General features: G+C 61.3%; 21 protein-coding genes. 15 read left to right on the forward strand and 6 right to left on the reverse strand.

Annotated elements, in window-relative coordinates; all coding sequences use genetic code 11:
- Positions 1 to 56: 56 nt before the first annotated feature.
- The 13 genes from LIX15_RS05355 to LIX15_RS05415 all read left to right on the forward strand — a co-directional run bounded on the left by LIX15_RS05355 (position 57) and on the right by LIX15_RS05415 (position 13,588).
- Positions 57 to 1,226, forward strand: a complete 1,170-nt coding sequence (locus LIX15_RS05355; RefSeq protein ID WP_227776468.1) for an argininosuccinate synthase — start codon at positions 57 to 59, stop codon at positions 1,224 to 1,226.
- The gene (gene argH / locus LIX15_RS05360) at positions 1,219 to 2,688 is read left to right on the forward strand and encodes an argininosuccinate lyase (RefSeq protein WP_227776469.1); all 1,470 of its coding nucleotides are present in this window, start codon (positions 1,219 to 1,221) and stop codon (positions 2,686 to 2,688) included. The genes LIX15_RS05355 and argH overlap by 8 nt, the downstream gene beginning before the upstream one ends.
- Before the next feature lie 149 nt (positions 2,689 to 2,837).
- A complete protein-coding gene (gene lysW, locus LIX15_RS05365; RefSeq protein WP_049969434.1) occupies positions 2,838 to 3,002 on the forward strand; it encodes a lysine biosynthesis protein LysW in 165 nt (54 codons plus the stop codon).
- Positions 3,003 to 3,062: 60 nt separating this feature from the next.
- The gene (gene lysX / locus LIX15_RS05370; protein ID WP_227776470.1) at positions 3,063 to 3,923 is read left to right on the forward strand and encodes a lysine biosynthesis protein LysX; all 861 of its coding nucleotides are present in this window, start codon (positions 3,063 to 3,065) and stop codon (positions 3,921 to 3,923) included.
- A complete protein-coding gene (gene argC / locus LIX15_RS05375) occupies positions 3,923 to 4,999 on the forward strand; it encodes an N-acetyl-gamma-glutamyl-phosphate reductase (RefSeq protein ID WP_227776471.1) in 1,077 nt (358 codons plus the stop codon). The genes lysX and argC overlap by 1 nt, the downstream gene beginning before the upstream one ends.
- Complete coding sequence (locus LIX15_RS05380) at positions 4,996 to 5,952, forward strand: acetylglutamate/acetylaminoadipate kinase (RefSeq protein ID WP_227776472.1); 957 nt, start codon at positions 4,996 to 4,998, stop codon at positions 5,950 to 5,952. Before argC ends, LIX15_RS05380 begins: the two co-directional genes overlap by 4 nt.
- A complete protein-coding gene (locus LIX15_RS05385) occupies positions 5,949 to 7,082 on the forward strand; it encodes an aspartate aminotransferase family protein (protein ID WP_227776473.1) in 1,134 nt (377 codons plus the stop codon). Before LIX15_RS05380 ends, LIX15_RS05385 begins: the two co-directional genes overlap by 4 nt.
- On the forward strand, positions 7,079 to 8,161 hold the full coding sequence (locus LIX15_RS05390) for a [LysW]-lysine hydrolase (RefSeq protein ID WP_227776474.1): 1,083 nt from the start codon (positions 7,079 to 7,081) through the stop codon (positions 8,159 to 8,161). Before LIX15_RS05385 ends, LIX15_RS05390 begins: the two co-directional genes overlap by 4 nt.
- Positions 8,158 to 9,048, forward strand: a complete 891-nt coding sequence (argF, locus tag LIX15_RS05395) for an ornithine carbamoyltransferase (RefSeq protein ID WP_227776475.1) — start codon at positions 8,158 to 8,160, stop codon at positions 9,046 to 9,048. The genes LIX15_RS05390 and argF overlap by 4 nt, the downstream gene beginning before the upstream one ends.
- A 107-nt stretch (positions 9,049 to 9,155) precedes the next feature.
- Positions 9,156 to 10,154 carry a CapA family protein gene (locus LIX15_RS05400; RefSeq protein WP_227776476.1) on the forward strand — a complete coding sequence of 333 codons (999 nt, stop codon included), beginning with the start codon at positions 9,156 to 9,158 and terminating at the stop codon, positions 10,152 to 10,154.
- 69 nt (positions 10,155 to 10,223) lie between these two features.
- A complete protein-coding gene (locus LIX15_RS05405; protein ID WP_227776477.1) occupies positions 10,224 to 10,823 on the forward strand; it encodes an N-acetylmuramoyl-L-alanine amidase in 600 nt (199 codons plus the stop codon).
- Positions 10,824 to 10,967: 144 nt separating this feature from the next.
- The gene (thrC, locus tag LIX15_RS05410; RefSeq protein ID WP_227776478.1) at positions 10,968 to 12,236 is read left to right on the forward strand and encodes a threonine synthase; all 1,269 of its coding nucleotides are present in this window, start codon (positions 10,968 to 10,970) and stop codon (positions 12,234 to 12,236) included.
- A 107-nt stretch (positions 12,237 to 12,343) separates the two neighbouring features.
- Positions 12,344 to 13,588 (forward strand): FAD-dependent oxidoreductase, encoded by a 1,245-nt coding sequence (locus LIX15_RS05415; protein ID WP_227776479.1) that lies wholly within the window; start codon positions 12,344 to 12,346, stop codon positions 13,586 to 13,588.
- Here LIX15_RS05415 and LIX15_RS05425 read toward each other — a convergent pair.
- The 5 genes from LIX15_RS05425 to LIX15_RS05445 all read right to left on the reverse strand — a co-directional run bounded on the left by LIX15_RS05425 (position 13,585) and on the right by LIX15_RS05445 (position 18,849).
- On the reverse strand, positions 13,585 to 14,880 hold the full coding sequence (locus LIX15_RS05425) for an MFS transporter (protein WP_265338411.1): 1,296 nt from the start codon (positions 14,878 to 14,880) through the stop codon (positions 13,585 to 13,587). The genes LIX15_RS05415 and LIX15_RS05425 overlap by 4 nt on opposite strands.
- Positions 14,881 to 15,014: 134 nt before the next feature.
- Entirely contained in the window at positions 15,015 to 16,595 is a 1,581-nt protein-coding gene (serA, locus tag LIX15_RS05430) for a phosphoglycerate dehydrogenase (protein WP_227776480.1), read from the reverse strand.
- A 135-nt stretch (positions 16,596 to 16,730) separates the two neighbouring features.
- Positions 16,731 to 17,201 carry a DUF8108 domain-containing protein gene (locus LIX15_RS05435; protein WP_227776481.1) on the reverse strand — a complete coding sequence of 157 codons (471 nt, stop codon included), beginning with the start codon at positions 17,199 to 17,201 and terminating at the stop codon, positions 16,731 to 16,733.
- A complete protein-coding gene (locus LIX15_RS05440; protein WP_227776482.1) occupies positions 17,201 to 18,178 on the reverse strand; it encodes a prohibitin family protein in 978 nt (325 codons plus the stop codon). Before LIX15_RS05440 ends, LIX15_RS05435 begins: the two co-directional genes overlap by 1 nt.
- A 200-nt stretch (positions 18,179 to 18,378) precedes the next feature.
- On the reverse strand, positions 18,379 to 18,849 hold the full coding sequence (locus LIX15_RS05445) for a GNAT family N-acetyltransferase (RefSeq protein WP_227776483.1): 471 nt from the start codon (positions 18,847 to 18,849) through the stop codon (positions 18,379 to 18,381).
- A 351-nt stretch (positions 18,850 to 19,200) separates the two neighbouring features.
- On the opposite strand from LIX15_RS05445, the gene serB reads away from it, so the two are divergent.
- Both serB and LIX15_RS05455 read left to right on the forward strand, forming a co-directional pair.
- Positions 19,201 to 19,836, forward strand: coding sequence for a phosphoserine phosphatase SerB (gene serB / locus LIX15_RS05450; protein ID WP_227776484.1), 636 nt, complete (start codon positions 19,201 to 19,203; stop codon positions 19,834 to 19,836).
- Positions 19,837 to 19,920: 84 nt separating this feature from the next.
- Entirely contained in the window at positions 19,921 to 20,340 is a 420-nt protein-coding gene (locus LIX15_RS05455; RefSeq protein ID WP_227776485.1) for an Hsp20/alpha crystallin family protein, read from the forward strand.
- Here LIX15_RS05455 and LIX15_RS05460 read toward each other — a convergent pair.
- The gene (locus LIX15_RS05460) at positions 20,330 to 21,133 is read right to left on the reverse strand and encodes a S1C family serine protease (RefSeq protein WP_227776486.1); all 804 of its coding nucleotides are present in this window, start codon (positions 21,131 to 21,133) and stop codon (positions 20,330 to 20,332) included. The two genes, LIX15_RS05455 and LIX15_RS05460, sit on opposite strands and share 11 nt — an antisense overlap.
- Between the last annotated feature and the right edge of the window lie 39 nt (positions 21,134 to 21,172).

A 21,172-nucleotide genomic window follows, 5' to 3' on the forward strand; every position in this document is an offset into this window, starting at 1 on the left:
ATTTCTAATAAAATTGAGAAGAATTTAAGTGGATGGAGTCCTTGGCGACGTGTACAATGAAATCCGTTGCACTCGCCTTCTCGGGCGGACTCGACACGACAGTATGCGTCCCACTCCTCGAAGAGGAGTACGACTACGACGAAGTAATCGGCGTCACCGTTGACGTTGGACAACCGGAAGAAGAATTTGCGGAAGCAGAGGAAACTGCGGAAGCGCTCAACCTGGAACACTACGTCGTGGACGCGAAGGACGCGTTCGCGGAGCAGTGCTTGGATGCGGTGAAAGCCAACGCGACGTATCAAGGCTATCCGCTCGGGACAGCACTGGCACGCCCGGTCATCGCCGAAGCGATTCTCGACGTGGCGAAGAAGAACGACTGTGATGCCGTCGCGCACGGTTGTACCGGAAAAGGGAACGATCAGTTGCGTTTCGAGGCGGTTTGGCGCGCCTCCGATTTGGAAGTCATCGCGCCCGTGCGCGAACTCGGTCTGACGCGCGAGTGGGAGATGGAGTACGCCGACGACCACGACCTACCCGTGGAGGGCGGTAACGAGGGCGTTTGGAGCATCGATACGAACCTCTGGAGTCGCTCCGTCGAGGGAGGCAATCTGGAAGACCCCGGTTACGTCCCGCCGGAGGAAATCTACGAGTGGACGACCAAACCGGGCGCGGAAACCGAACTCGTCGAAATCGAGTTCGAGGGCGGGAAACCCGTCGCCATCGACGGCGAATCCTACGACGCGGTCGAACTCATCGAATACCTGAACGAATTCGCGGGCAAACACGGCGTCGGCCGCACCGACCTCATGGAAGACCGCATGCTCGGCCTGAAAGTACGCGAGAACTACGAACACCCCGCGGCGACGACGCTTCTCAACGCCCACCAAGCCCTCGAAGGACTGGTGCTGACGAAAGAAGAGCGCTCGTCCAAAACTGGAATCGACCAGCAGTGGGCCGAGAAAGCTTACGAGGGTCTGCTCTCCGCGCCGCTCGTGAACGCACTCGACGGCTTCATCAACACGACGCAGGAGAAGGTCACCGGCACGGTGACGGTTAAATTCGAGGGAGGACAGGCCCGTCCGGTCGCCCGCGAAAGCGAGTACGCGGTGTACTCCGAGGACGCCGCCTCGTTCAACACCGAAACCGTCGGCAAAATCGAGCAGGCCGACGCGACGGGCGTCGCGAAATACCACGGCTATCAGGCGCGCCTCGCGAATAATGAGTGAGGAGAAAGGAACTGGCGAAATCGAAAACGGCGACGGAGACGTCGTCCGCGGCGACCGCTTCAGCGGCGGCCCCGCCCGCGGATTCCTCTCGTCGCTGTCCGCGGACGAGCGCATCTTCGCGGCTGACCTCGCGGTGGACCGCGCACACGTCGTGATGCTCGCGGAACAAGACATCATCGAGGATGAAACGGCGGGCGAAATACTCACCGCGCTGAACGTGGTCGAAGTCGATGGGCACGGTTCCCTGCCGGACGGCGAGGACGTTCACGCCGCAATCGAGACATCGGTCGTCCAGAAGGTCGGGGACGACGGCGGGAAGATGCACACCGCCAGAAGCAGGAACGACGAGGTTGCGACCTGCATCCGCCACCGCCTCCGCGACGACGTTTTGGGCGTACTGGATGCGACCCTCGCGCTCCGCAAAGCGCTCCTCGAAGTCGCGTCATCGCACGCGGATACGGTGATGCCGGGCTACACGCACCTTCAGCCCGCTCAGCCTACCACGGTCGGACACTTCCTCGCGTCCTACGAGCAGGCTGTTTCGCGCGATACGGAACGACTGCTGGACGCCTACGGGAGAGTGAATCAGTGTCCGCTAGGGTCTGCGGCGTTCGCGGGAACGCCGTTCAACGTGAATCGCGAGCGCGTAGGCGAACTGCTCGGATTCGACGACGTGCTCGACAATTCGATGGATGCGGCATCCGCCCGCGATTTCCTCGTGGAGACGGTGGCCGCGCTGGCGAATCTCGGCACGACTCTCTCCGGAGTCGCGGAAGACCTCGTCATTTACTCGAACCGCGGATTCGTGGAACTGTCGGACGACTATTCGTCCACATCGTCCATCATGCCTCAGAAGAAGAACCCCGACACCCTCGAACTGGTTCGCGCGGTGGCGGGCGACGCTCACGCCGGACTGTCCGGTTTGCTCGCGACGCTGAAAGGACTTCCGCGCGCGTACAACCGCGACCTTCAACGTGCGACGCCCCACGCGTGGGACGCCATCGACGCCGTGACCGACGCGGTCGAGGTTACGGCGGGCGCGGTGGCAACTGCGACGTGGAACGAGGATGCGCTCGTCGAAGCGTCGGCCGAGGGCTTCTCGACCGCAACCGGTGTGGCCGACCTGCTGGCCATGTGCGGCGTGCCGTTCCGCACGGCGCACGAACTGGTTGCGACGGCAGGGGAAGCGAACTACGACGCGCTCGATTCCGCCGCGAAGGACGTGCTCGGTTCGCCGCTCGCCGAGTACGTCCCCCGCGAAGAAGTCGAATCCGCGCTCGACCCCGAAACGAGCGTCGAGATGCGCGATTCGCACGGCGGCCCCGCCAGTGATGCGATGACAGAAGCGCTGAGCGATGCCGAGGCGACGCTCGTCATCCACGAGGAATCGGTCGCCGAGAGGGTCGAATCGCTCGACGCGGCGAACGAACTGCTCCAGACCGAGGTGAACGACTATGTCTGAACTACCGCGACCCCTCCGGGGGCAACTACTTGAACACTAATCCGAATCGCGAAATACGCAATTTCACGCCGTGAGACGGTAGTCTACGCATTTTTTTCATAATTAATAACGATGGATTTAAGTCCGCTAGCGCGATAGGGGAGAGTACAATGGCAGAATGCGTTGAGTGCGGGGCGGACGTACCCCTGCACGACGACCTCGAATCGGGAGAAATCATCGACTGTGCGACCTGCGGCGTCGAACTGGAAGTCATCGACGTTAACCCGCCAGTCCTCGACCGGGCACCCGAGCTCGAAGAGGACTGGGGGGAGTAAATTGCACGTCACTAACTCTTCAATACGGTTGGCTCACGCGAACCAACAGGAGTGGTTCGCGTGAACGTAGGACTGCTCTACTCCCGTATCCGCAAGGACGAAAAGCTTCTGCTCGCCGAACTCCGCGAGCGCGGGCACGAGGTGACCAAAATCGACGTGCGCAAGGAGACGTTCGACCTGACGGACGTGCCGGACGACATGGCAAATCTCGACCTCGTCATCGACCGCTGTCTGGCGACGAGCAGGAGCCTGTACGCCACGCAGTTCTGCGAGGCCTACGGAATCCCCGTCGTCAACAGCAACGAGACGGCAGACATCTGCGCAGATAAGGTGAAAACCAGTCTCACGCTCTCGGGCGGGGGAATCCCCACGCCCGCGACGAAAGTCGCGTTCACGACCGACAGCGCGATGGAGGCCATCGAGTCGTTCGGCTACCCCTGCGTGCTCAAACCTGTCGTCGGGTCGTGGGGTCGCCTCATGGCGAAAATAGACTCGAAAAGCGCGGCGGAAGCCATCTTGGAACACAAGGCCACGCTCGGCCACTACGAACACAAGGTGTTCTACGTGCAGGAGTTCGTGGACAAACCCGGCAGGGACATCCGCGTCCTCGCGCTGGACGGCGAACCCGTCGCGGCGATGGCCCGTCACGACGACCACTGGCTGACGAACGCCGCGAAAGGTGCCGAAACGACGACGTTCGAACTAGACGCCGAGGCCGAATCCTTGGTCGAGCAAGCCAGCGACGCCGTCGGCGGCGGCCTGCTCGGCGTCGATTTGATGGAAACCGAATCGGGCTACACGGTTCACGAGGTGAACCATACGGTCGAGTTCAAGGCACTGAACGAGGCGGTTGACGCGGACGTTCCCGCCGCAGTCGTCGATTGGTTGGAATCCAAAATACCTGCGGAGGTGGTGGCCTGATGGCCGCCGCGGCCGACAACGATTCAGAGACGAACACCGAGACGCTCTCCGCCACCGTCGTCGGAGCTAGCGGCTTCACCGGCGGCGAACTCCTCCGCCTGCTCTCCGGACACCCGAACTTCGATGTAGCCCAAGCCACGAGCAGAGAGTACGCGAACAAAACGGTCGGGTCGGTGCATCCGAACCTCCGCGGGATGGGGCTACGATTTTCGGAACCCGACGACTTAGAATCGGTGGACGTGCTGTTCGCCGGAACGCCCCACGGCGTTTCGATGGAACACGTAGACGAGTTCCGCGACGCCGCCGACACAGTGGTCGATTTGAGCGCCGACTTCCGCCTCGGTACCGAAGCAGAGTACGACGAGTGGTACGACGGCCACGTCTGTCCGGAGTATCTGGACGAAGCGGTGTACGCCCTGCCCGAACTCTTCCGCGAGGAATTATCCGGAGCGGAGTTGATTGCGGCGGGCGGCTGTAATGCCACCGCGACGATGCTCGGCCTGTACCCCCTGTTCGACGCCGGTATTCTGTCCGGAAGCGAGCAAATCGTCGTGGACGTGAAAGTCGGGTCGTCGGAGGGCGGCGCGACTCCGAGCAAGGCGTCGAGCCACGTCGAACGCTCGGGAATCGTGCGTCCGTATGCACCGACCGGTCATCGCCACGAGGCGGAAATCGAGGGCATTCTGGGCACGAACGTCTCGTTCACGGCGCACGCAGTAGACATGGTTCGCGGCGCATCCGCGACGAGCCACGTCTTCCCCGAGTCGCCGGTTTCGAAGGGAGACCTCTGGAAGGCGTACCGAAACTGCTACGAGGACGAACCGTTCGTCCGCCTCGTCGCGGGCGGCGGCGGCGTCTATCGCTACCCCGAACCCAAGGCTGTCGCCGGAACTAATAACGCCGAAGTCGGTTTCGAACTCGACCCGAGCAACAAGCGCGTGGTCGTCTTCAGCGCCATCGACAACCTGATGAAGGGGTCGGCGGGACAGGCGGTTCACGCCGCGAACGTTGCGCTGGGATTCGAGGAAACCGCCGGACTGGAGTTCCAGGGACTTCACCCCATGGGGTCGCCATGACAAACCCGTACACACACGAGGAACTACTCGACGCGCACGACCAGCTCATCGACAACGACAACGTCCCGGAGGACGCGGCCGATCGCCTCCGAACGGATGGCGGCGTGATCGAGGACGAGAACACGCCTATCGTCGTAAAAATCGGCGGCGCGCGCGCCGTGAATCCGGCGGGCGCATTGGGCGACATCGCTCACCTGACCGCCAACGGTGAGGACGTGGTGGTCGTCCACGGCGGTTCGACCGCCGTGGACGACACGCTGGAGGAACTGGGCGAAGAACCCGAATACGTCGAATCGCCTAACGGCGTCGTCGGGCGCTTCACCGACGAGCGCGCGATGGAGGTGTTCGAGATGGTGATGCCCGGTAAACTCAACACCGACCTGACCGCCGACTTGCAAGCCGAAGGCGTCCGCGCAGTCGGGCTTTCCGGCGTCGATGGCGCGCTCCTCACCGGCCCCAGAAAATCGGCCATCAGGGTGGTCGAGGACGGTAAGAAGAAGATTCGCCGCGGCGACCACTCCGGCAAAATCGAGGCCGTGAACGCCTCGCTTCTGGAAACGTTACTCGCGGAGAACTACACGCCGGTCGTGACGGTACCGATGCTGGCCGACGACGGAACGCCGGTCAACGCCGACGCCGACCGCGCCGCCGCCGCAATCGCCGCCGCACTCGGCGGCGAACTCACCGTTCTGACGGACGTTCCGGGCCTTCTCGAAAATCCGGACGACGAGACGACGCTCATCGAACAGGTCGCCACTCCCGCCGAGATGGCGACGGCCAAAGGGGTCGCGGAAGGCTTCATGACGAAGAAGGTCATGGCGGCCACGGAAGCCCTAAAAGGCGGCGCGAAGTCGGTCGTCATCGCCGACGCGAACAACCGCGACCCGATTACCGCGGCGCAGAAGGGACACGGGACGAAATTCACCCCAACTTCGGTGGAGGGATCGCAATGAGCGAGTTCGTCTACTCCCAGAAACCCATCCCGATCGAGCGCGGTGAAGGGGTGTACCTGTACGCCGAAGACGGAACCGAGTACCTCGATTTCGGCGCGAGTTACGCGGTTTCGCCGGTGGGCCATTGCCACCCCGACGTCGTTTCGGCGGTGCAGGATCAAGCCGCGAAACTGCTGTTCGTTCACGCGTCGTACCCGACGGAATCGCGCGATTCGCTGTACGAGAAGGTGGCGACGGTCGCCCCGTCCGGCCTCGGAAACGTCTGGCTCTGTAACTCCGGCACGGAGGCGAACGAGGCGGCGCTGAAGTTCGCCAGAAGCGCGACTGGAAATTCCAAAATCGTCGCCGCGAAACGCGGCTTCCACGGGCGCACCATGGGATCGCTCTCGGTGACGTGGAAACCGAAATACCGCGCGCCGTTCGAACCGCTCGTGGACGACGTGGAGTTCGTCACCTACGGCGACGAGGACGAACTCGCCGAGGCGGTGGACGACGAAACCGCCGCCGTCATCCTCGAACCCGTGCAGGGCGAGGGCGGGGTTAACCCAGCGACGAAGGACTACCTTCGAACCGCGCGCGCCCTGACCGCCGATTCGGGTACTGCCCTGATATTCGACGAGATTCAGACCGGACTCGGACGGACGGGCGCGCTCTGGGCGTGCGAACACGCCGGAGTGACCCCCGACATTCTCACGACGGCGAAGGGGCTGGCGAGCGGCCTGCCCATCGGGGCGACGCTCTGCGCCGACTGGATTGCCGAGGACGCGGGGTCGCACGGTTCGACGTTCAGCGGAAGCCCGGTCGTCAGCGCCGCGGCTGAGGCGACCCTCTCCGTCCTCGTCGATGAGAATCTCCCCGCGCACGCGTCGGAGATGGGAGAGCACCTTCAGTACGAACTCGACGCCGCGAACCTGCCGGTGCGCGACGTTCGCGGGCACGGACTGATGGTCGGCATCGAGGTGAAACGGGGCGCGAACCGCATCGTGAAGGAACTCGCGCTGTCCCACCAGATACTCGCACTTCCGGCGGGACGGAGCGTCCTGCGTTTACTCCCGCCACTGACCGTGGAAACGGAACACCTCGACGCGGTGGTCGAGGCGCTCTCGGACGTGTTGGGAGGGGACGAATGACGCTATCGAAAACCATGACGGACACGAAAATCGCACAGACCAGCGCACACGACCTGCTGGTCGAGCTGGTCGAAACGCCGTCGGTATCGGGTAACGAGAAGGCCTGCGCCGAGCTGCTCACCTCGTTTTTCGAGGAACAAGGCCGCGAAGCGTGGATAGACGACGCCGGGAACGTTCGCGCGCCGGGAAACGGAATCCTGCTCACCTCGCACATCGACACGGTTCCGGGGGAAATCCCGGTCGAACTCGATGACGGGATTTTGTGGGGGCGCGGAAGCGTGGACGCGAAAGGTCCTCTCGCCGCGATGGCAGTCACCGCGGTCGAAACGGGTGCGAGTTTCGTCGGCGTGGTCGGCGAGGAAACCGACTCTCGCGGCGCGCGTCACCTCGTGAACGACGACGAGGAACCCGCGTTCGTCGTGAACGGCGAACCGAGCGGTTGGGACGCCCTGACGCTCGGCTACCGCGGGTTCCTCTCGGGAGCCTATTCGGTGTCCGTCGAGTCCCATCACACCTCTCGCCCGGAACCGAACGCCATCCAACACGCGGTTCGATGGCTGTCGCACGTCGAATCAGTGTTCGACTCGAACGCCGATTCGACCGGGAAATCGGTAAACGGCGGTTCCGTTTTCGAATCCGTGACCGCGAAACCGGTTTCGTTCGACGGCGGACTCACCGAAGACGGACTGGCAACCGAGGCGGATGTCGAAGTCCAATTCAGAATCCCGCCGGGGACGACGGCGAACGAGGTTTGCGAGGTTGCCGAAGACGAGCTCGACGCGGGAAAAATCTCGTGGAATAAATCGATTCCGCCGACGATGGCCAGTCCGCGAACCGAACTAGCGCGGGCGTTTCGCGTGGCGATTCGAAACGAGGACGGCGACCCGAGTTTGCTCCGCAAAACCGGGACGAGCGACGCGAACATCTACGCCGAGGCGTGGGACTGCCCGGTCGTGACCTACGGGCCGGGCGATTCATCGCTCGACCACACGCCGGACGAACGCCTCGAACTCGGCGAGTTCGACGACGCCGTGGCCGTGCTGTCCGACGTCTGTAATTCACTGGAGAGCAAACTATGACCCGCCACTTCCTCGACGTGGACGACCTCTCTCCGGGTGAACTGGCCGACGTGCTGGCGCTCGCGGCGGAGTTCAAATCGAGGGGCTCGCCGCGCGAACTGGCCGGGCAAACGCTCGCCATGCTGTTCGAAAAGCCGAGCACGCGCACCCGCCTCTCGTTCGAGACGGGCATGACACAACTCGGGGGGCACGCCGTCTTCATGGGGCCTGAACACACCCACCTCGACCACGGCGAGCCCGTTTCCGACACCGGGCGCGTGCTCTCTCGTTACGTGGATTTCGTTATGGGTCGCGTGTTCGACCACGACAACTTGGTCGAAATGGCGGAGTACGCGACGGTTCCGGTTATCAACGGACTGTCGGATATCGCTCATCCTTGTCAGTCGCTCGCCGACTTACTCACGATTCAAGAACGATTTGATTTCGAAGACGTGTCAGTCGCGTGGGTCGGCGACGGAAACAACGTCCTCAACTCATTCGCAATCGCGGCTTCGACGGTCGGGCTCGACTTGACGATTGCTACTCCCGAAGGGTACGAACCGTCGAGCGACGCGCTCGCGCGGGCGAGTGACCGCGGTCACTCGCCCACGCTGACGAACGACCCGGAGGAAGCGGTGGCCGACGCGGATATCGTCTACACTGACGTGTGGGTCAGCATGGGCGAGGAGGACGAACGCGAGGAAAAGTTAGCCGCGTTCGATGGTTTCCAACTGAACACCGACCTGCTTCCCGATTCGGCGCACGTTATGCACTGTCTGCCCGCTCATCGCGGCGAGGAGATTACCGGCGACGTGTTGGAAAGCGACCGCTCGCTTTCGTGGGATCAAGCTGAAAACAGGCTTCACGCGCAGAAGGCGCTGTTGGCGTATATCGGCGAAAACGGGTGATTTAGCGTCGGTAGGTGCGGTGAACACCGCACGAGTGTTTCGAACGCGATTCGATTAACGGGTAGCCTTTTGCTTCTCTCAGGCGAAGAGAGAACACGGGGAACACCATGAGGGACGAAGATGCGATACGACTCGGTTTCGCAGGGGACGTGATGTTGGGTCGGTTGATCGATGACCGACAGCGAAAGCGCAGTGTCGCCGCGGTTTGGGGAAACGTCGAGACGCATCTCGAAGCGCTTGACGGGTTGTTCATCAACCTCGAATGCTGTTTGTCTGCCCGCGGCACGCCGTGGACGGATACCTATCGACCGTTCCACTTTCGGGCCGATCCGGATTGGGCGATTCCGGCGCTGAATGCGGTCGGCGTCGATTGGACAAATCTCGCCAACAATCACATGCTCGATTACGGCCCGGACGCCCTTCGCGACACGATTTCCTATCTGGACGAGGCGGAAATCGCACACTCCGGCGCGGGAACTGACGCGAAGTCGGCCCGCGCTCCCGCGTTCGTTTCCGTCGATGACCTCGACATCGCGTTCGTCTCGTTCACCGACAACACGCCGGAGTTCGCGGCCGAATCGGATAGTCCCGGTACCGCTCACGTCGAATTTGACGTGACGGACGACAAGGCGGCGCGAATCGTCGGCGACTCGCTCGCGCAAGCTCGGGAAGCGAACCCCGATTTGCTCGTGGCGTCGCTCCACTGGGGGCCGAACATGCGCACCGAACCGACCGTCGAGTTTCGAGAGTTCGCTCGCTGGTTGACAGAACAGGGCGTCGACGTCGTTCACGGCCATAGCGCGCACGTTTTTCAAGGCGTGGAAATCGTCGACGGTACGGTCGTTATGTACGACACTGGCGATTTTTTGGACGACTACGCGGTCGATTCCGAGCGCAGAAACGACCGCAGTTTCGTCTTTGAACTGACGGTCGAGGATGGCGACTGTACGGAACTCAGACTGCACCCAACCGAAATATACGACCTCGCGGTTCACGAGGCGGAACATTACGCGAGCAACTGGAGTATGCAACGGATGGATACGCTCTCATCCGCGTTCGGGACGCAATTCGAACGCGAGGACGACGGACTCGTACTATCAATATAGCCGGCGGATATTAATATCATATAAATCTAGAAAGAAATAAAATGGCGAGCGACGAGTAACAAACGCGCCATGCAATCACGAAGAAACCTACTGAAGAAAATCGGCGCGGCGGGAACTGCAGGCCTCGGTGCGGCATCACTGTCGAGTGGCACCGCGGCAGCGAAACCGGCGGTCGATTGGGTACCGGCACATTCGAGCAACTACACGAGTGCGAACCGCGGTGCGGCGAACATTAACGCCATCGTCGTTCACGTCGCGCAGGGCTCTGCTGAGGGAACGGTCAACTGGTTCACGAACCCCGACGCCAACGTCAGTGCTCACTACACGATTCGGGACGACGGCTACAAGTACCAGAGCCTCAGCGACATCAACATCGGCTGGCACGCTGGCGGCATGTCGTGGTACAACAACGAAACCATCGGTATCGAACACGGTGGCTACGTGAGCAGCGGATTCACCGACGCACAGTACCGGAGTTCCGCCGAACTCGTTCGTTGGCTCTGCAACCAGTACAACATCCCGAAAAGTCGCGTCTCCGGCGTAGCGAACTGCTACGGCGAGAGCGGAATCATGGGCCATCATCAGGTTCCGGAAACCGACTGCGGCTACAACGACCACACCGACCCCGGCCCGAACTGGGACTGGGATTACTACATGAGCCTGATTTAACCGCGACGACCGTTCACCCATTTTTTACGTCTGACGCCGCCGTTTCTCTCGCGCTCTCGGCGAATCGAACCAAAAAGATGAGCACCACCGTTAGCGTTGCCACCGTCCGCGCCTTTTTCACCTCGGAACGCATCCACCCCGGCAATGAACCTGACACTCTCGAATCCGACCGCTCCGGCTCCCGACAGCGCAGACGGCGGGACATGGCTCGCCTGCATCGACTGCGAGTGGACCGGGCCGCCGTTCGACGAAATTCGTTATCGCTGTCCCGACTGCGACGGACTGCTCGAAGTCCGGTACGCCGACCTCCCGACGTTCGACGACTTCGCGAAGTCGGAGGGTCGCGGCGTCTGGCGGTACGCCGACGCCCTTCCCGTCGAATCCGGCGTAAGCATCGACGAAGGCGACACCCCCCTCTACGAGGTGCCGACCATCGAGGACGAAGTCGGCGTCTCAGCCCTCCGCGTCAAACACGAGGGGATGAACCCGACCGGGAGCTTTAAAGACCGCGGGATGACGGTCGGGGTCAAAGTCGCCGAAAAGATCGGAACGGACAGGTTGGCCTGCGCCAGCACCGGAAACACCAGCGCGGCGTTGGCGTGCTACGGCACGCGAGCGGGAACCGAAGTTCTCGTTTTGCTTCCCGCCGGAAAAGTCGCCGCCGGAAAGGTGGCGCAGGCGAGCCTTCACGGCGCGCGAATCCTCGAAGTGGACGGCAATTTCGACGACTGCCTCGACATCGTTTCTGAACTCGCAAACCGCGGCGAGGCGTACCTGCTCAACTCGCTCAACCCATTCCGACTGGAGGGCCAGAAGACCATCGGCCTGGAAATCGTAGAGCAGTTCCGCGACCAGACCGGCGACCTCCCCGACAGAATCGTCCTCCCCGTCGGAAACGCCGGAAACACTAGCGCGCTGTTCAAGGCGTTCCGCGAGCTCGTGGCCGCGGGGGAACTGACGCCTGAGGAGGTTCCAATCCTGACCGGCGTGCAAGCCGAGGGTGCGGCCCCGATGGTAGAAGCCGTCGAAACCGACGCGGACTTCGTCCGCCGCTGGGACGAAGTCGAAACCATCGCGACCGCAATCCGAATCGGCAATCCGGTCAACGCGCCGAAAGCGCTCCCGGCGATTCGAGAAACCGGCGGAACCGCAATCGCCGTCACGGACGAAGAGATAACGGACGCACAGCGAGCGTTAGCGGGAGACGGCATCGGCGTAGAACCCGCCAGCGCCGCCTCCGTTGCAGGGCTGCGAAAGCTCCGCGAATCGGGAGAGATTTCGGCGGACGAAAACGTCGTCTGTCTCACCACGGGGCACCTGTTGAAAGACCCCGACGCCGCCGCGAACGCGGGCGTCGAACCGGAACCCGTTCCCGCCGACACCGACGAGGTGCTCGAACACTTATCGAAGTGACCGCATCGGCCGAGCATTGATTCCGAGAATCGCAACCCAGCGACTCAAATTGCCACTCGACTCGAGCCGCCAACAACGTCAAACGACGCCCTCCCTGAAAAGAGGATATGGTGGGGAAAACGGACGTATTGATTCTGGGCGGAGGAATCACTGGAACAGGTATCGCACGCGACCTCGAACTCCGCGGCCTCGATACGGTAGTCGTCGAACGGGGACGCCTCGCCGACGGCGCGACCGGGAACATGCACGGTCTCCTGCACAGCGGCGCTCGTTACGCGGTCGCCGATCCGGAAAGTGCGAAGGACTGCATCGAGGAGAATAGAATCCTGCGCGACATCGCGAGTCACTGCGTTGACGCCATCGGAGGCTACTTCGTTCAACTGTCGGACGACGACGAATCGTACTTCGAGCGGTCGAGACGGGACTGTCTCGACTGCGATATCGACGTAGAGCCGGTCTCCGTGGGCGAAGTTCGAGATGACCACCCCTACCTCGCACCAGAAACCGAGCGGGCGTTTCGAGTGCCTGACGCCGTGGTTCATCCGTTTCCGCTCACCGTCGCAAACGCCGTGGACGCCCGTGAACACGGAGGAACGATCGAGACTCGCGTGGAGGTCGTGGACGTGCTCGTCGAAGATGATTCCGTGGTGGGCGCGGAGGTTCGCCATCGAGAGGAGCCAAAAACCGAGACGATTCGCGCAGAACACGTCGTCAACGCGACCGGCGCGTGGGCCGAATCGGTCGGTGCGATGGCACGCGTCGAGATTCCCATGCGACCGGCGAAAGGGGTGATGGTCGTCGTGGATTTCCCATCGCTCACCACCGTTCTCAATCGCTGTCGTCCGGCGGCGGACGGCGACATCGTCCTTCCGCACGAAAACACGGCCATCATCGGAACGACGAGCGTGGAAATCGACGATCCTGACGACTATCCGAAAGCGCAGTGGGAGGAGGATTTGATGGTCGAGGAGGCCGGTGAGATGATTCCGGATATCGCGACGGCCAGAATCGTCCGGTCGTACTGGGGCGTCAGACCGCTGTTCGGCGGGACGGACGTAGACCTCGAAGACGGACGGACACAGACCCGCGATTTCACGCTCCTCGACCACGACGAACGCGACGACCGGCCGGGGATGACGACCATCGTCGGCGGGAAGCTGACAACCTACAGGAAGATGGCCGAGGCGGTCGCAAATCACGTCTGCTCTGAACTCGGCGTCACCGAGCCGTGTCGAACCGCGACGGAACCGCTTCCCGGACGGGACAACCCGGGCGAACTCGGGGGCGCACTCTCCGAGTTCGGCCCGCTTCCACCGGCGGAGGAGCTGGACTCTGACGTGATTCGAGACTAACGAACGTGAGCGAGTCCGAGGACTATGCTCGCGCTAACGAGCAGACACACCAGCAACCCGGCGAATGCGACCGTATATCCGGCCTGCCCCGCGACGAATCCGACGTAAGTCGTTCCGAGACTGCCGAGGCCGATGTAAATCGTCCGGGTCGCACCGAGGTCGCCGCCCATGCTTCCGTCCGGAAACACGTCCATCAGGTGCGCCTGCATCGCCGGCGGGTAGGCCATCAATCCCGCAGAGAAGACCACGACGCTCGCAGTCACCGCGAGCGTGCCATTCATCAGAACAACGCCTGCGAGGGCTATCGTCGCGACGACCAGCGACCCGGCGGCGACGACCGGCCGCGAAATTCGGTCACCGAGCGACCCTGACATCGGTTTTACCAGTGCGCCGACGACGAACAGCGCTGCGAAGCCACCACCCGCGAGTTCCGGCGAGAACGCCTTTGCCTCCTGCAAGAACGTCGGGAGAAACCCCGTGACTGACTGCCAAACGAAGGCATACAGCGAGTAGGCGACGAGCAGGGCCGTGGTTCTGCGGTTGGCGAACCGCACCGCAGTTTTGCGAACATCACCGAGTACCGCTCTCCCGGCATCGGTCTCGATTCGCGGCGGCGTGTAAGGTTCGCGGTTCCACCGGTGAAGGAGGGCGAGTACTACCACGAGGGCGAGGACGACAGGGAGAAACGCGAATCGCCACGTCGCAACCGCGAGGACGACGACTGCAAGCCCCGCCGCAACCGCACCGCCGCCGTCTCCCGACGCCCCGTGGAGACCGAAGGCCTGCCCACGGCGGGCGACGAACAGATCGGAAACGAATGCCCTCGCCGGAGTCGGATAGAGTCCGGCCCCGGTGCCGACGACTGCCGCGCCGAGGAGGAATATCGAGTAGGTCGGCGCGCTAGCGAGGACGCCGAATCCGACGACGAGAAGCGAGAGACCGGTGGCGAGCAGGGTTTTACGCGATAGGTGGTCGGAGAGTCGCCCGCTCGGATACTGGCCAAGGGCGTACAATCCCCAGAGTAGGGTGAACGCCAATCCGGCCTGCAACTCCGTGATTCGGAGCGACTCCATTACGGTGGGGAGCATGGGCGAAAGGACGAGTCTGCCCGTCTGAATCATCGCCCAGCCTAACGAAACGGCGAGCAGGAGTTTTCCGGAGTAGCCCGTTACCAGTCGCTCATCGTCCGCAGGTCGATTTTCAGCGGCGACTTCCTCGCCCACGGTTCGAAAGGAAGGACGGCGAGTATTTGAGTTCGGCTTTCGCGGCAGGACGGGATCAGTGCTCGTCAAGCGGTGTCAGGTCATCTCCGTCGATAGCTTTCCATTCTCGATCTTTTATGGCGAATTTTTCATTTGTGGGCCTGTCATTACGTAGGCCTGGTCCCGTTTTCGTGTAAAAAAGTTCGGCGGCAAATCGTTCGGTTTCAGCCGTTCAGCCCGATACTCCGCACCTCTATCATGCGCTCGTCGGCTTCGAGTGCGCGCTTGGCGGCGTCCGTGAGTTCGTCGTCAAGATTGTAGACCGACAGCGCTTCCCCACCGTCAGTTTCGCGGGCGTTGAACATCCCCGCGATGTTGATATCGTGTTCGCCGAGGACGGTGCCGACGAATCCGATGACGCCGGGTTTGTCGTGATTACGCGCGGCCAGCATGTGGCCGTGGGGAATCGCATCGACGCGGTAGCCGTCGATGCGAACGATTCTGGGGTCGTCGCCCGCGAACAGGGTTCCCTCGACCGTGATTTGCTCGTCCGCGCTCTCGACCGTGACCCCGATGAGACTCTGGAAGTCGGCGGCCTGCCGGGTCTTGCTCTCGGTGACTTCGACGCCGCGCTCCTCGGCGATTTGCGGTGCGTTGACGGCGTTGACCTGCCATTCGAGCGGTTGGAAGACGCCCTTTTGCGCGCTGGCGGTGACGAGGTCAACTTCCTCCTCCGCGATATCGCCCTCGTAATTCACCTCGATGCGTTCGATTCGCTCGTCGAGGAGTTGGGTTGCAATTTTGCCCGCAGTCTCCGCGAGTTCGATGTACGGTCGAACGCGCGGGAACGCGCTCTCTTCGACCGACGGCGCGTTGAGCGCGTTGATGACCGGTTCCTCTTTGAGCGCCGCGACCACTTGGTCGGCGGTGCTGGTGGCGACGTTTTCCTGCGCCGCCTCCGTGCTCGCGCCGAGATGCGGCGTGACGATCACGTCGTCCACGTCGAGCAGCGGGTTGTCTTCTGGAATCGGTTCCTCGGCGAACACGTCGATTGCCGCACCCGCGAGGATTCCGTCATCGACCGCTCTGGCCAGCGCGTCCTCGTCCACGACGCCGCCGCGGGCGCAGTTGACGACGTAACCACCTTCGATTTGCGCGAGTTCCTCATCGCTGATGAGGCTCTCAGTTTCGGGGGTGAGCGGGGTGTGAACCGTCAGGAAATCAGCTCGGTCGAGGCAGTCGTCCAGTTCGACCAGTTCCGCGCCGAGTTGTCGGGCGAGGTCTTCGCTGATGTAGGGGTCGTATGCGACGAGTTCCATCCCGAGGCTGTCGAGTTTCTTGGCGACCTCCTGTCCAACCCTGCCGAGTCCGACGATGCCGAGCGTCTTCTTGTTCAGTTCGGTGCCGAGGTAGTCGCCTTTCGCCCACTCGCCGTTCTTGAGTCGGACGTGCGCCTGCGGGATGGAGCGCGCGGCGGCGAACGCCATCGCAACGGTGTGCTCGGCGGCGGCGCGCACGTTTCCTTCCGGCGCGTTGGCGACGATGACGCCGTGTTCGGTCGCCGCTTCGATGTCGATGTTGTCCACACCGATACCCGCGCGGCCGACGATAACCAGTTCGGATGCGGCTTCGAACACGTCGCGGTTGACGTCCGTTCCGGAGCGGACGATGAGTCCGTTCGCGTCCGCGACTGCATTCAAAAGCGCATCGCCCTCCACGTCGTAGGCCGTCTCTACCTCGTACCCCGATTCGCGGAGTCGGTCGAGTCCCGCGTCGGCAATTGGGTCGGTGACCAGAACCTTCATTGATGGAGAGAAAACACCTGCCGCCCGTTAACGCTTTCTCTCATCGCGAAGATTGCCAGCATATTTTCCCCTGTGATTTTCCAGAAATTATGGGAGAGTTCGCCTGTGTGGTGGTTCAATCGCGTCGTGATTCGGTCAGTCGTGCTCTCGTCCCTTCGAATGGGTTTGGGACGCCACTTCGTCACCTTCCCCACTATCGACTTCCGAGGTCGTCTCGACGCACGCAACGCAGTAGTTATTCTGTCCGCTTGCGACCAGCGCGACGGGGACGCCATCGACGATGAGTTCCTTGACGAATCGCCGCCGTACACCGGGTTGGTTCCGAGTTTCAGCGCAGTCACAAACCGAACAGCCGTCGCCCGAGAGCGTCGTGCGTTCAGCGACGACGCGCCGCGCGATTCCATATCGGCCGCGGTCGTAGGCCCGGTGTGCCTTGTTGAGTCGATATGCAAGGAGAAAAGCGGGCACGAAAATGGCTATCAGAAGGAGAATTGCCTTCAAACTAATCAGCGATTTGACTACGATGCCGAGAAACGCGGTTCCCAAAAGAATTCCCGCCAAAACGAACATCCGCTTCGCCAGTCGATTCACGGCGTCACCAGCCATCACGCGGACGACTGATTAGTCGAGCCGCCGTTTGCACCTTGTGCGGAATTTTGACCCGAACTGCCCTCGATGTTCCGGACGAACTGCGGATAGTCTTCGCCGCCGACAGGAATGTACACCGTGTCGGTCTCGTCCAGTTTCTCGATGTACTTCTCGGTGAGGACGTTCTGGTCGAGCGATTCGCTCAGGATTCGGTTCGCTTCGGCCTGTCCTTCGGCCTCGATTCGCTTTCGGTCGGCTTCCAGCTTTTCGACTTCGAGTTCGTTTTCTTTCTGCTGTCTGCGCTGTTTCGTGATTTCTTTCTGTTCGACCGATTGGGCGTACTCTTGTGGCAGGTTGACGTTCCTAATCTGTACTGTTTCGAGGATGAGACCGTCCTCGTTGAAATCCCGCTGGAGCGTCTCCTGTGCTGCCTGTTTCAACCTCGTCTGCCCTTCGCCGGTGTAGATTTCGGTAACCGGCAGGCGTCCCGCTTCGGTTCGGAGCACCGACCGAATGCTCGGACGGATGAGACGCTGTTCCGCGGCCTCGGCACCGCGATAGTTTCTGTAGAAATTCACCGCCTCCGTGGAATCGACGCGATACCGGATGGTGATGTCGATGTCCACCCGGAGTCCGTCCTCGGTCAGGACGGTTATCGCGTCGTCGGTATTCTCTCTATTTCCGTCACCTTGTTGGGCCGACATGGTGTACGATTGCGGGCGCGTCGAGAGCGAGACGGTACTCTGGGAGACGGGATTGATGAAGTGCGCACCGGGTTCGAAGACGGTTCCGGTGGCCGCACCCCACTTTTTGACGACTTTCACGTTCCCTTCCTCGACGGGTTCCCACGCCATGAAGCCGACGACAGGCGCGGCGATGACGACGATGGCGAGTCCGATGAGAAGTGTGTTCCCCAAAATACTGCTCAAGTCGACGTCCGGAATCGGACTTGACGACCCATCAGGGTCGATTGGAATGTCGTTGCCAGAACTCATGTAGAATGTTCGATACATACCAGAAGAACACCATAGTTCTTGTCATCGTTCGTTCATACGGATTCGAATATTCCAACAGTACAGGAATTTTAGGCGGGAAATCGGAGTGACGAACTGACTTTCCGAGTTGAGAAAATAAACAGATAATCGCGTCAGTAATCCAAGTTTAAATCAGGTCAAATGGATGCCGAGCAAGTCCCTTACCGAAATCGTTTTTCCAGAACGATTTCGTCGTACTCGCGATACTCCAGTGGATATTTCCCTGTCTCTTCGTACCCACGACGCCGATACAGTTCGGGAAGGAACGGATGCTTTTCGGGTGTCGTAAGCCAAATTGTCGAATAATCACCGTTCTGAACTACTTCCTCGGCGTACTCCAGCAAGCGACTCCCGATTCCCTTTCCTTTCCGCTCTTCGTGAACACCGAGGCGGCTGAGTTTTACACGCTCCGAATCCGTCGCTTCAAGGCGAACGCTGGCAACGAGTTCGCCTTCCACCTCCGCAACGTAAACCCGATACTCCTGAATCCACTCCGAAAGTTCATTCGCCGTCACGGATTCCGCTTTGGTGGGAAATCCGAGTTCACGGTTTTCCCGATACGCGCTCCGGTAGACGGAGACGAGTCGTTCGGCGTCGGCGGGAGCGGCTCGTCGGATTTGAAGTTCGGTCACATTCGACCCGTACGTACTAATTCAGCAATAATTCTTCACAGTATCAATCAAACAATTCGCGGGTCAGTCCGTCGCGACCAGCCCAATACAAGCGGAGGTACAAATAGCCGATGCCGAAGAAAGCGGCGTACGACAGGATCATTCCTATCGATTTCATAGTACAATAGATAATTCATATTTACGAGTGATTTCTGGTCAGTGATTTATTCGAACTCACGATCACAACTGATTCGTGGAAGTTCAACACGTGTCATTCACAATTTGCAACTCAATGTAACTGCATCCTCCTTCTCGGCAATTTCCACGCCGACCACGCTCCTTTAACAATCGGAAGCACCAATCAGCGTTCGAATGAAGATAGTCGCCTTCGACTTCGACGGGACGCTTTCGGACTCGGAAATGACGGTGCTTCTGGGCGAGCGAAAGGACGTTGCCGACCAGATGGCGGACATCACCGCCCGCGCGATGAACGACGAAATTAGCTACGCGAAGAGCCTCCGCGACCGGGCGGCCCTGCTGGAAGGACTGCCGCTGGCGGACGCCGAGGACGCCTTCGCGGATGTTCAACTCCGCCCAGGCGCGGCGGAAATTCTCGCCGACCTCGCGGAAAAGGGTACCCACGTCGCCATCCTGACCGGTGGGTTCGAGCGCGGCGTACAGGCCGCGCTCGACCGCGAGGGTGTCTCCGTGGACACCATTATCGCCAATCGACTGCCGGATGACGGCGAAGCGTTGACCGGCGACGTCGAGGGGCCGCTCATCGAGGGGACAAAGGATGAAGCGCTGGAATCGCTGGCAAAAGAACACGACGTAGATATGGTGAACACTGTCGCGGTCGGCGACGGAGCGAACGACCTCCCGATGCTGGAGGTTGCCGGATTGGCGGTCGGATTCGATCCGAAACCCGCTGTCGCCCCCGCTTGCGACACCATCGTTTCACACATGAACGAACTTCACGACGTCCTCAGAACGAAAAACGCGATTTAAGAGTAGAAGCCTCAAGACGCGCGATATTTCACACCGCGAAATATTTATCTTCTTATGAGTTCTCTAATACAGTTGGTGATTGTGATGGAACGATACACCCCCTTCGAGGAGATGGACCGAATGTTCGAACAGATGCGTTCGCGTATGTGGGGCGTCAGTGAACCCCACAGAGACGGACGACGACTGGAAGGACGACGGGGAACGCACATGAACTTGAAAGAACGCGACGGACAGTTCGTTCTCGTCGCCGACCTCCCTGGATTCGAGAAGGAAGAAATCGACCTCTCGTTCGGCGACGACGTGCTGACCGTCTCCGCGAAACACGAAGTGACGGGAGAGGACTTCGCCCGCGCCCGCGAACTCTCCGAACGCGTGACGATGCCCAAAACGGTCGAAAAAGAGGACATCACGGCGACCTACCGTAACGGCGTCCTCGAAGTTCGCCTCCCAATCGCGGAAAGTGACGACGTCGAAGACGGAGACAGAATCGAAATCAGCGACTGATTTTGTCGGACACGCGACTGTCGTCGGTGGGAATCGCGGTGGTGTGATTCGCATCGCCGACGAGCGACGGCACCGTCCGCCGAACGACCGGTACCGGAATCGCGAAACCGAGATTCTCGCTGCCAACGATTCCGGCGGTATTGACGCCGATGACGCGACCGCGACAGGTCACTAACGGACCGCCGCTATTCCCCGGATTGATGGCCGCGTCGGTCTGAATCGCGCCGGGGATCGAGAATCCTTGCCGGGTCGGAAGGGTTCGATTGACCCCGCTTACGACGCCCTGCGTTATCGTTCCCTGGAGTCCGAGCGGGTTGCCGAGCGCGGCAACCCGTTGGCCGGGTTCCGCCCGGCCGGTTGCGAGCGAAAGGGAATCCACGTACCCCGGAATTCGTTCGACTCGCAGAACCGCGAGATCGGCTCTGGGCGCAGTGCCGACGACTTCCGCGGGTCGAAACTCGCCGCGATTGAACTGGACTTCGAGCGCGGCGGCATCAGCGACGACGTGCTCGTTCGTGACGATGTATCCCGCCGAGTCCGAATCGAAGAGTCGATAGACGAATCCGGAACCCTCCCCGACTCCGCGGGCGGTTTCCACCCGAACCGCGACGACCGAATCTATCGTCCGGTCGTAGAGTGCGGGATATTGGCAGGACTGCGCCTGCTGATTCTGGACGTGCTGTCCCTGCTGGTTCTGAGCAGTTTGCGGCTGTGCACTCCCGATTTCAGCGAATCCGCCACTCGAGGTGACGACCACGACGGCGACGAGCAGAACGAACGGTCGATTTTCCATCCCACCCTCTGAACGACGGGAAGGACAATCAGTTCGGTG

The organism is Haladaptatus pallidirubidus, from assembly GCF_020700235.1.
Lineage (GTDB): Archaea > Halobacteriota > Halobacteria > Halobacteriales > Haladaptataceae > Haladaptatus > Haladaptatus pallidirubidus.

Coding starts and splice junctions, on each gene's coding strand:
- argH (WP_227776469.1), top strand. CDS start 1,219: ATGAGTGAGGAGAAAGGAACTGGCGAAATCGAAAACGGCGACGGAGAC.
- lysW (WP_049969434.1), top strand. CDS start 2,838: ATGGCAGAATGCGTTGAGTGCGGGGCGGACGTACCCCTGCACGACGAC.
- LIX15_RS05435 (WP_227776481.1), bottom strand. CDS start 17,201: ATGGCTGGTGACGCCGTGAATCGACTGGCGAAGCGGATGTTCGTTTTG.
- serB (WP_227776484.1), top strand. CDS start 19,201: ATGAAGATAGTCGCCTTCGACTTCGACGGGACGCTTTCGGACTCGGAA.
- argC (WP_227776471.1), top strand. CDS start 3,923: ATGGCCGCCGCGGCCGACAACGATTCAGAGACGAACACCGAGACGCTC.
- LIX15_RS05405 (WP_227776477.1), top strand. CDS start 10,224: ATGCAATCACGAAGAAACCTACTGAAGAAAATCGGCGCGGCGGGAACT.
- LIX15_RS05455 (WP_227776485.1), top strand. CDS start 19,921: ATGGAACGATACACCCCCTTCGAGGAGATGGACCGAATGTTCGAACAG.
- LIX15_RS05415 (WP_227776479.1), top strand. CDS start 12,344: ATGGTGGGGAAAACGGACGTATTGATTCTGGGCGGAGGAATCACTGGA.
- argF (WP_227776475.1), top strand. CDS start 8,158: ATGACCCGCCACTTCCTCGACGTGGACGACCTCTCTCCGGGTGAACTG.
- LIX15_RS05355 (WP_227776468.1), top strand. CDS start 57: ATGAAATCCGTTGCACTCGCCTTCTCGGGCGGACTCGACACGACAGTA.
- LIX15_RS05400 (WP_227776476.1), top strand. CDS start 9,156: ATGAGGGACGAAGATGCGATACGACTCGGTTTCGCAGGGGACGTGATG.
- LIX15_RS05390 (WP_227776474.1), top strand. CDS start 7,079: ATGACGCTATCGAAAACCATGACGGACACGAAAATCGCACAGACCAGC.
- LIX15_RS05460 (WP_227776486.1), bottom strand. CDS start 21,133: ATGGAAAATCGACCGTTCGTTCTGCTCGTCGCCGTCGTGGTCGTCACC.
- thrC (WP_227776478.1), top strand. CDS start 10,968: ATGAACCTGACACTCTCGAATCCGACCGCTCCGGCTCCCGACAGCGCA.
- LIX15_RS05440 (WP_227776482.1), bottom strand. CDS start 18,178: ATGAGTTCTGGCAACGACATTCCAATCGACCCTGATGGGTCGTCAAGT.
- LIX15_RS05380 (WP_227776472.1), top strand. CDS start 4,996: ATGACAAACCCGTACACACACGAGGAACTACTCGACGCGCACGACCAG.
- LIX15_RS05385 (WP_227776473.1), top strand. CDS start 5,949: ATGAGCGAGTTCGTCTACTCCCAGAAACCCATCCCGATCGAGCGCGGT.
- serA (WP_227776480.1), bottom strand. CDS start 16,595: ATGAAGGTTCTGGTCACCGACCCAATTGCCGACGCGGGACTCGACCGA.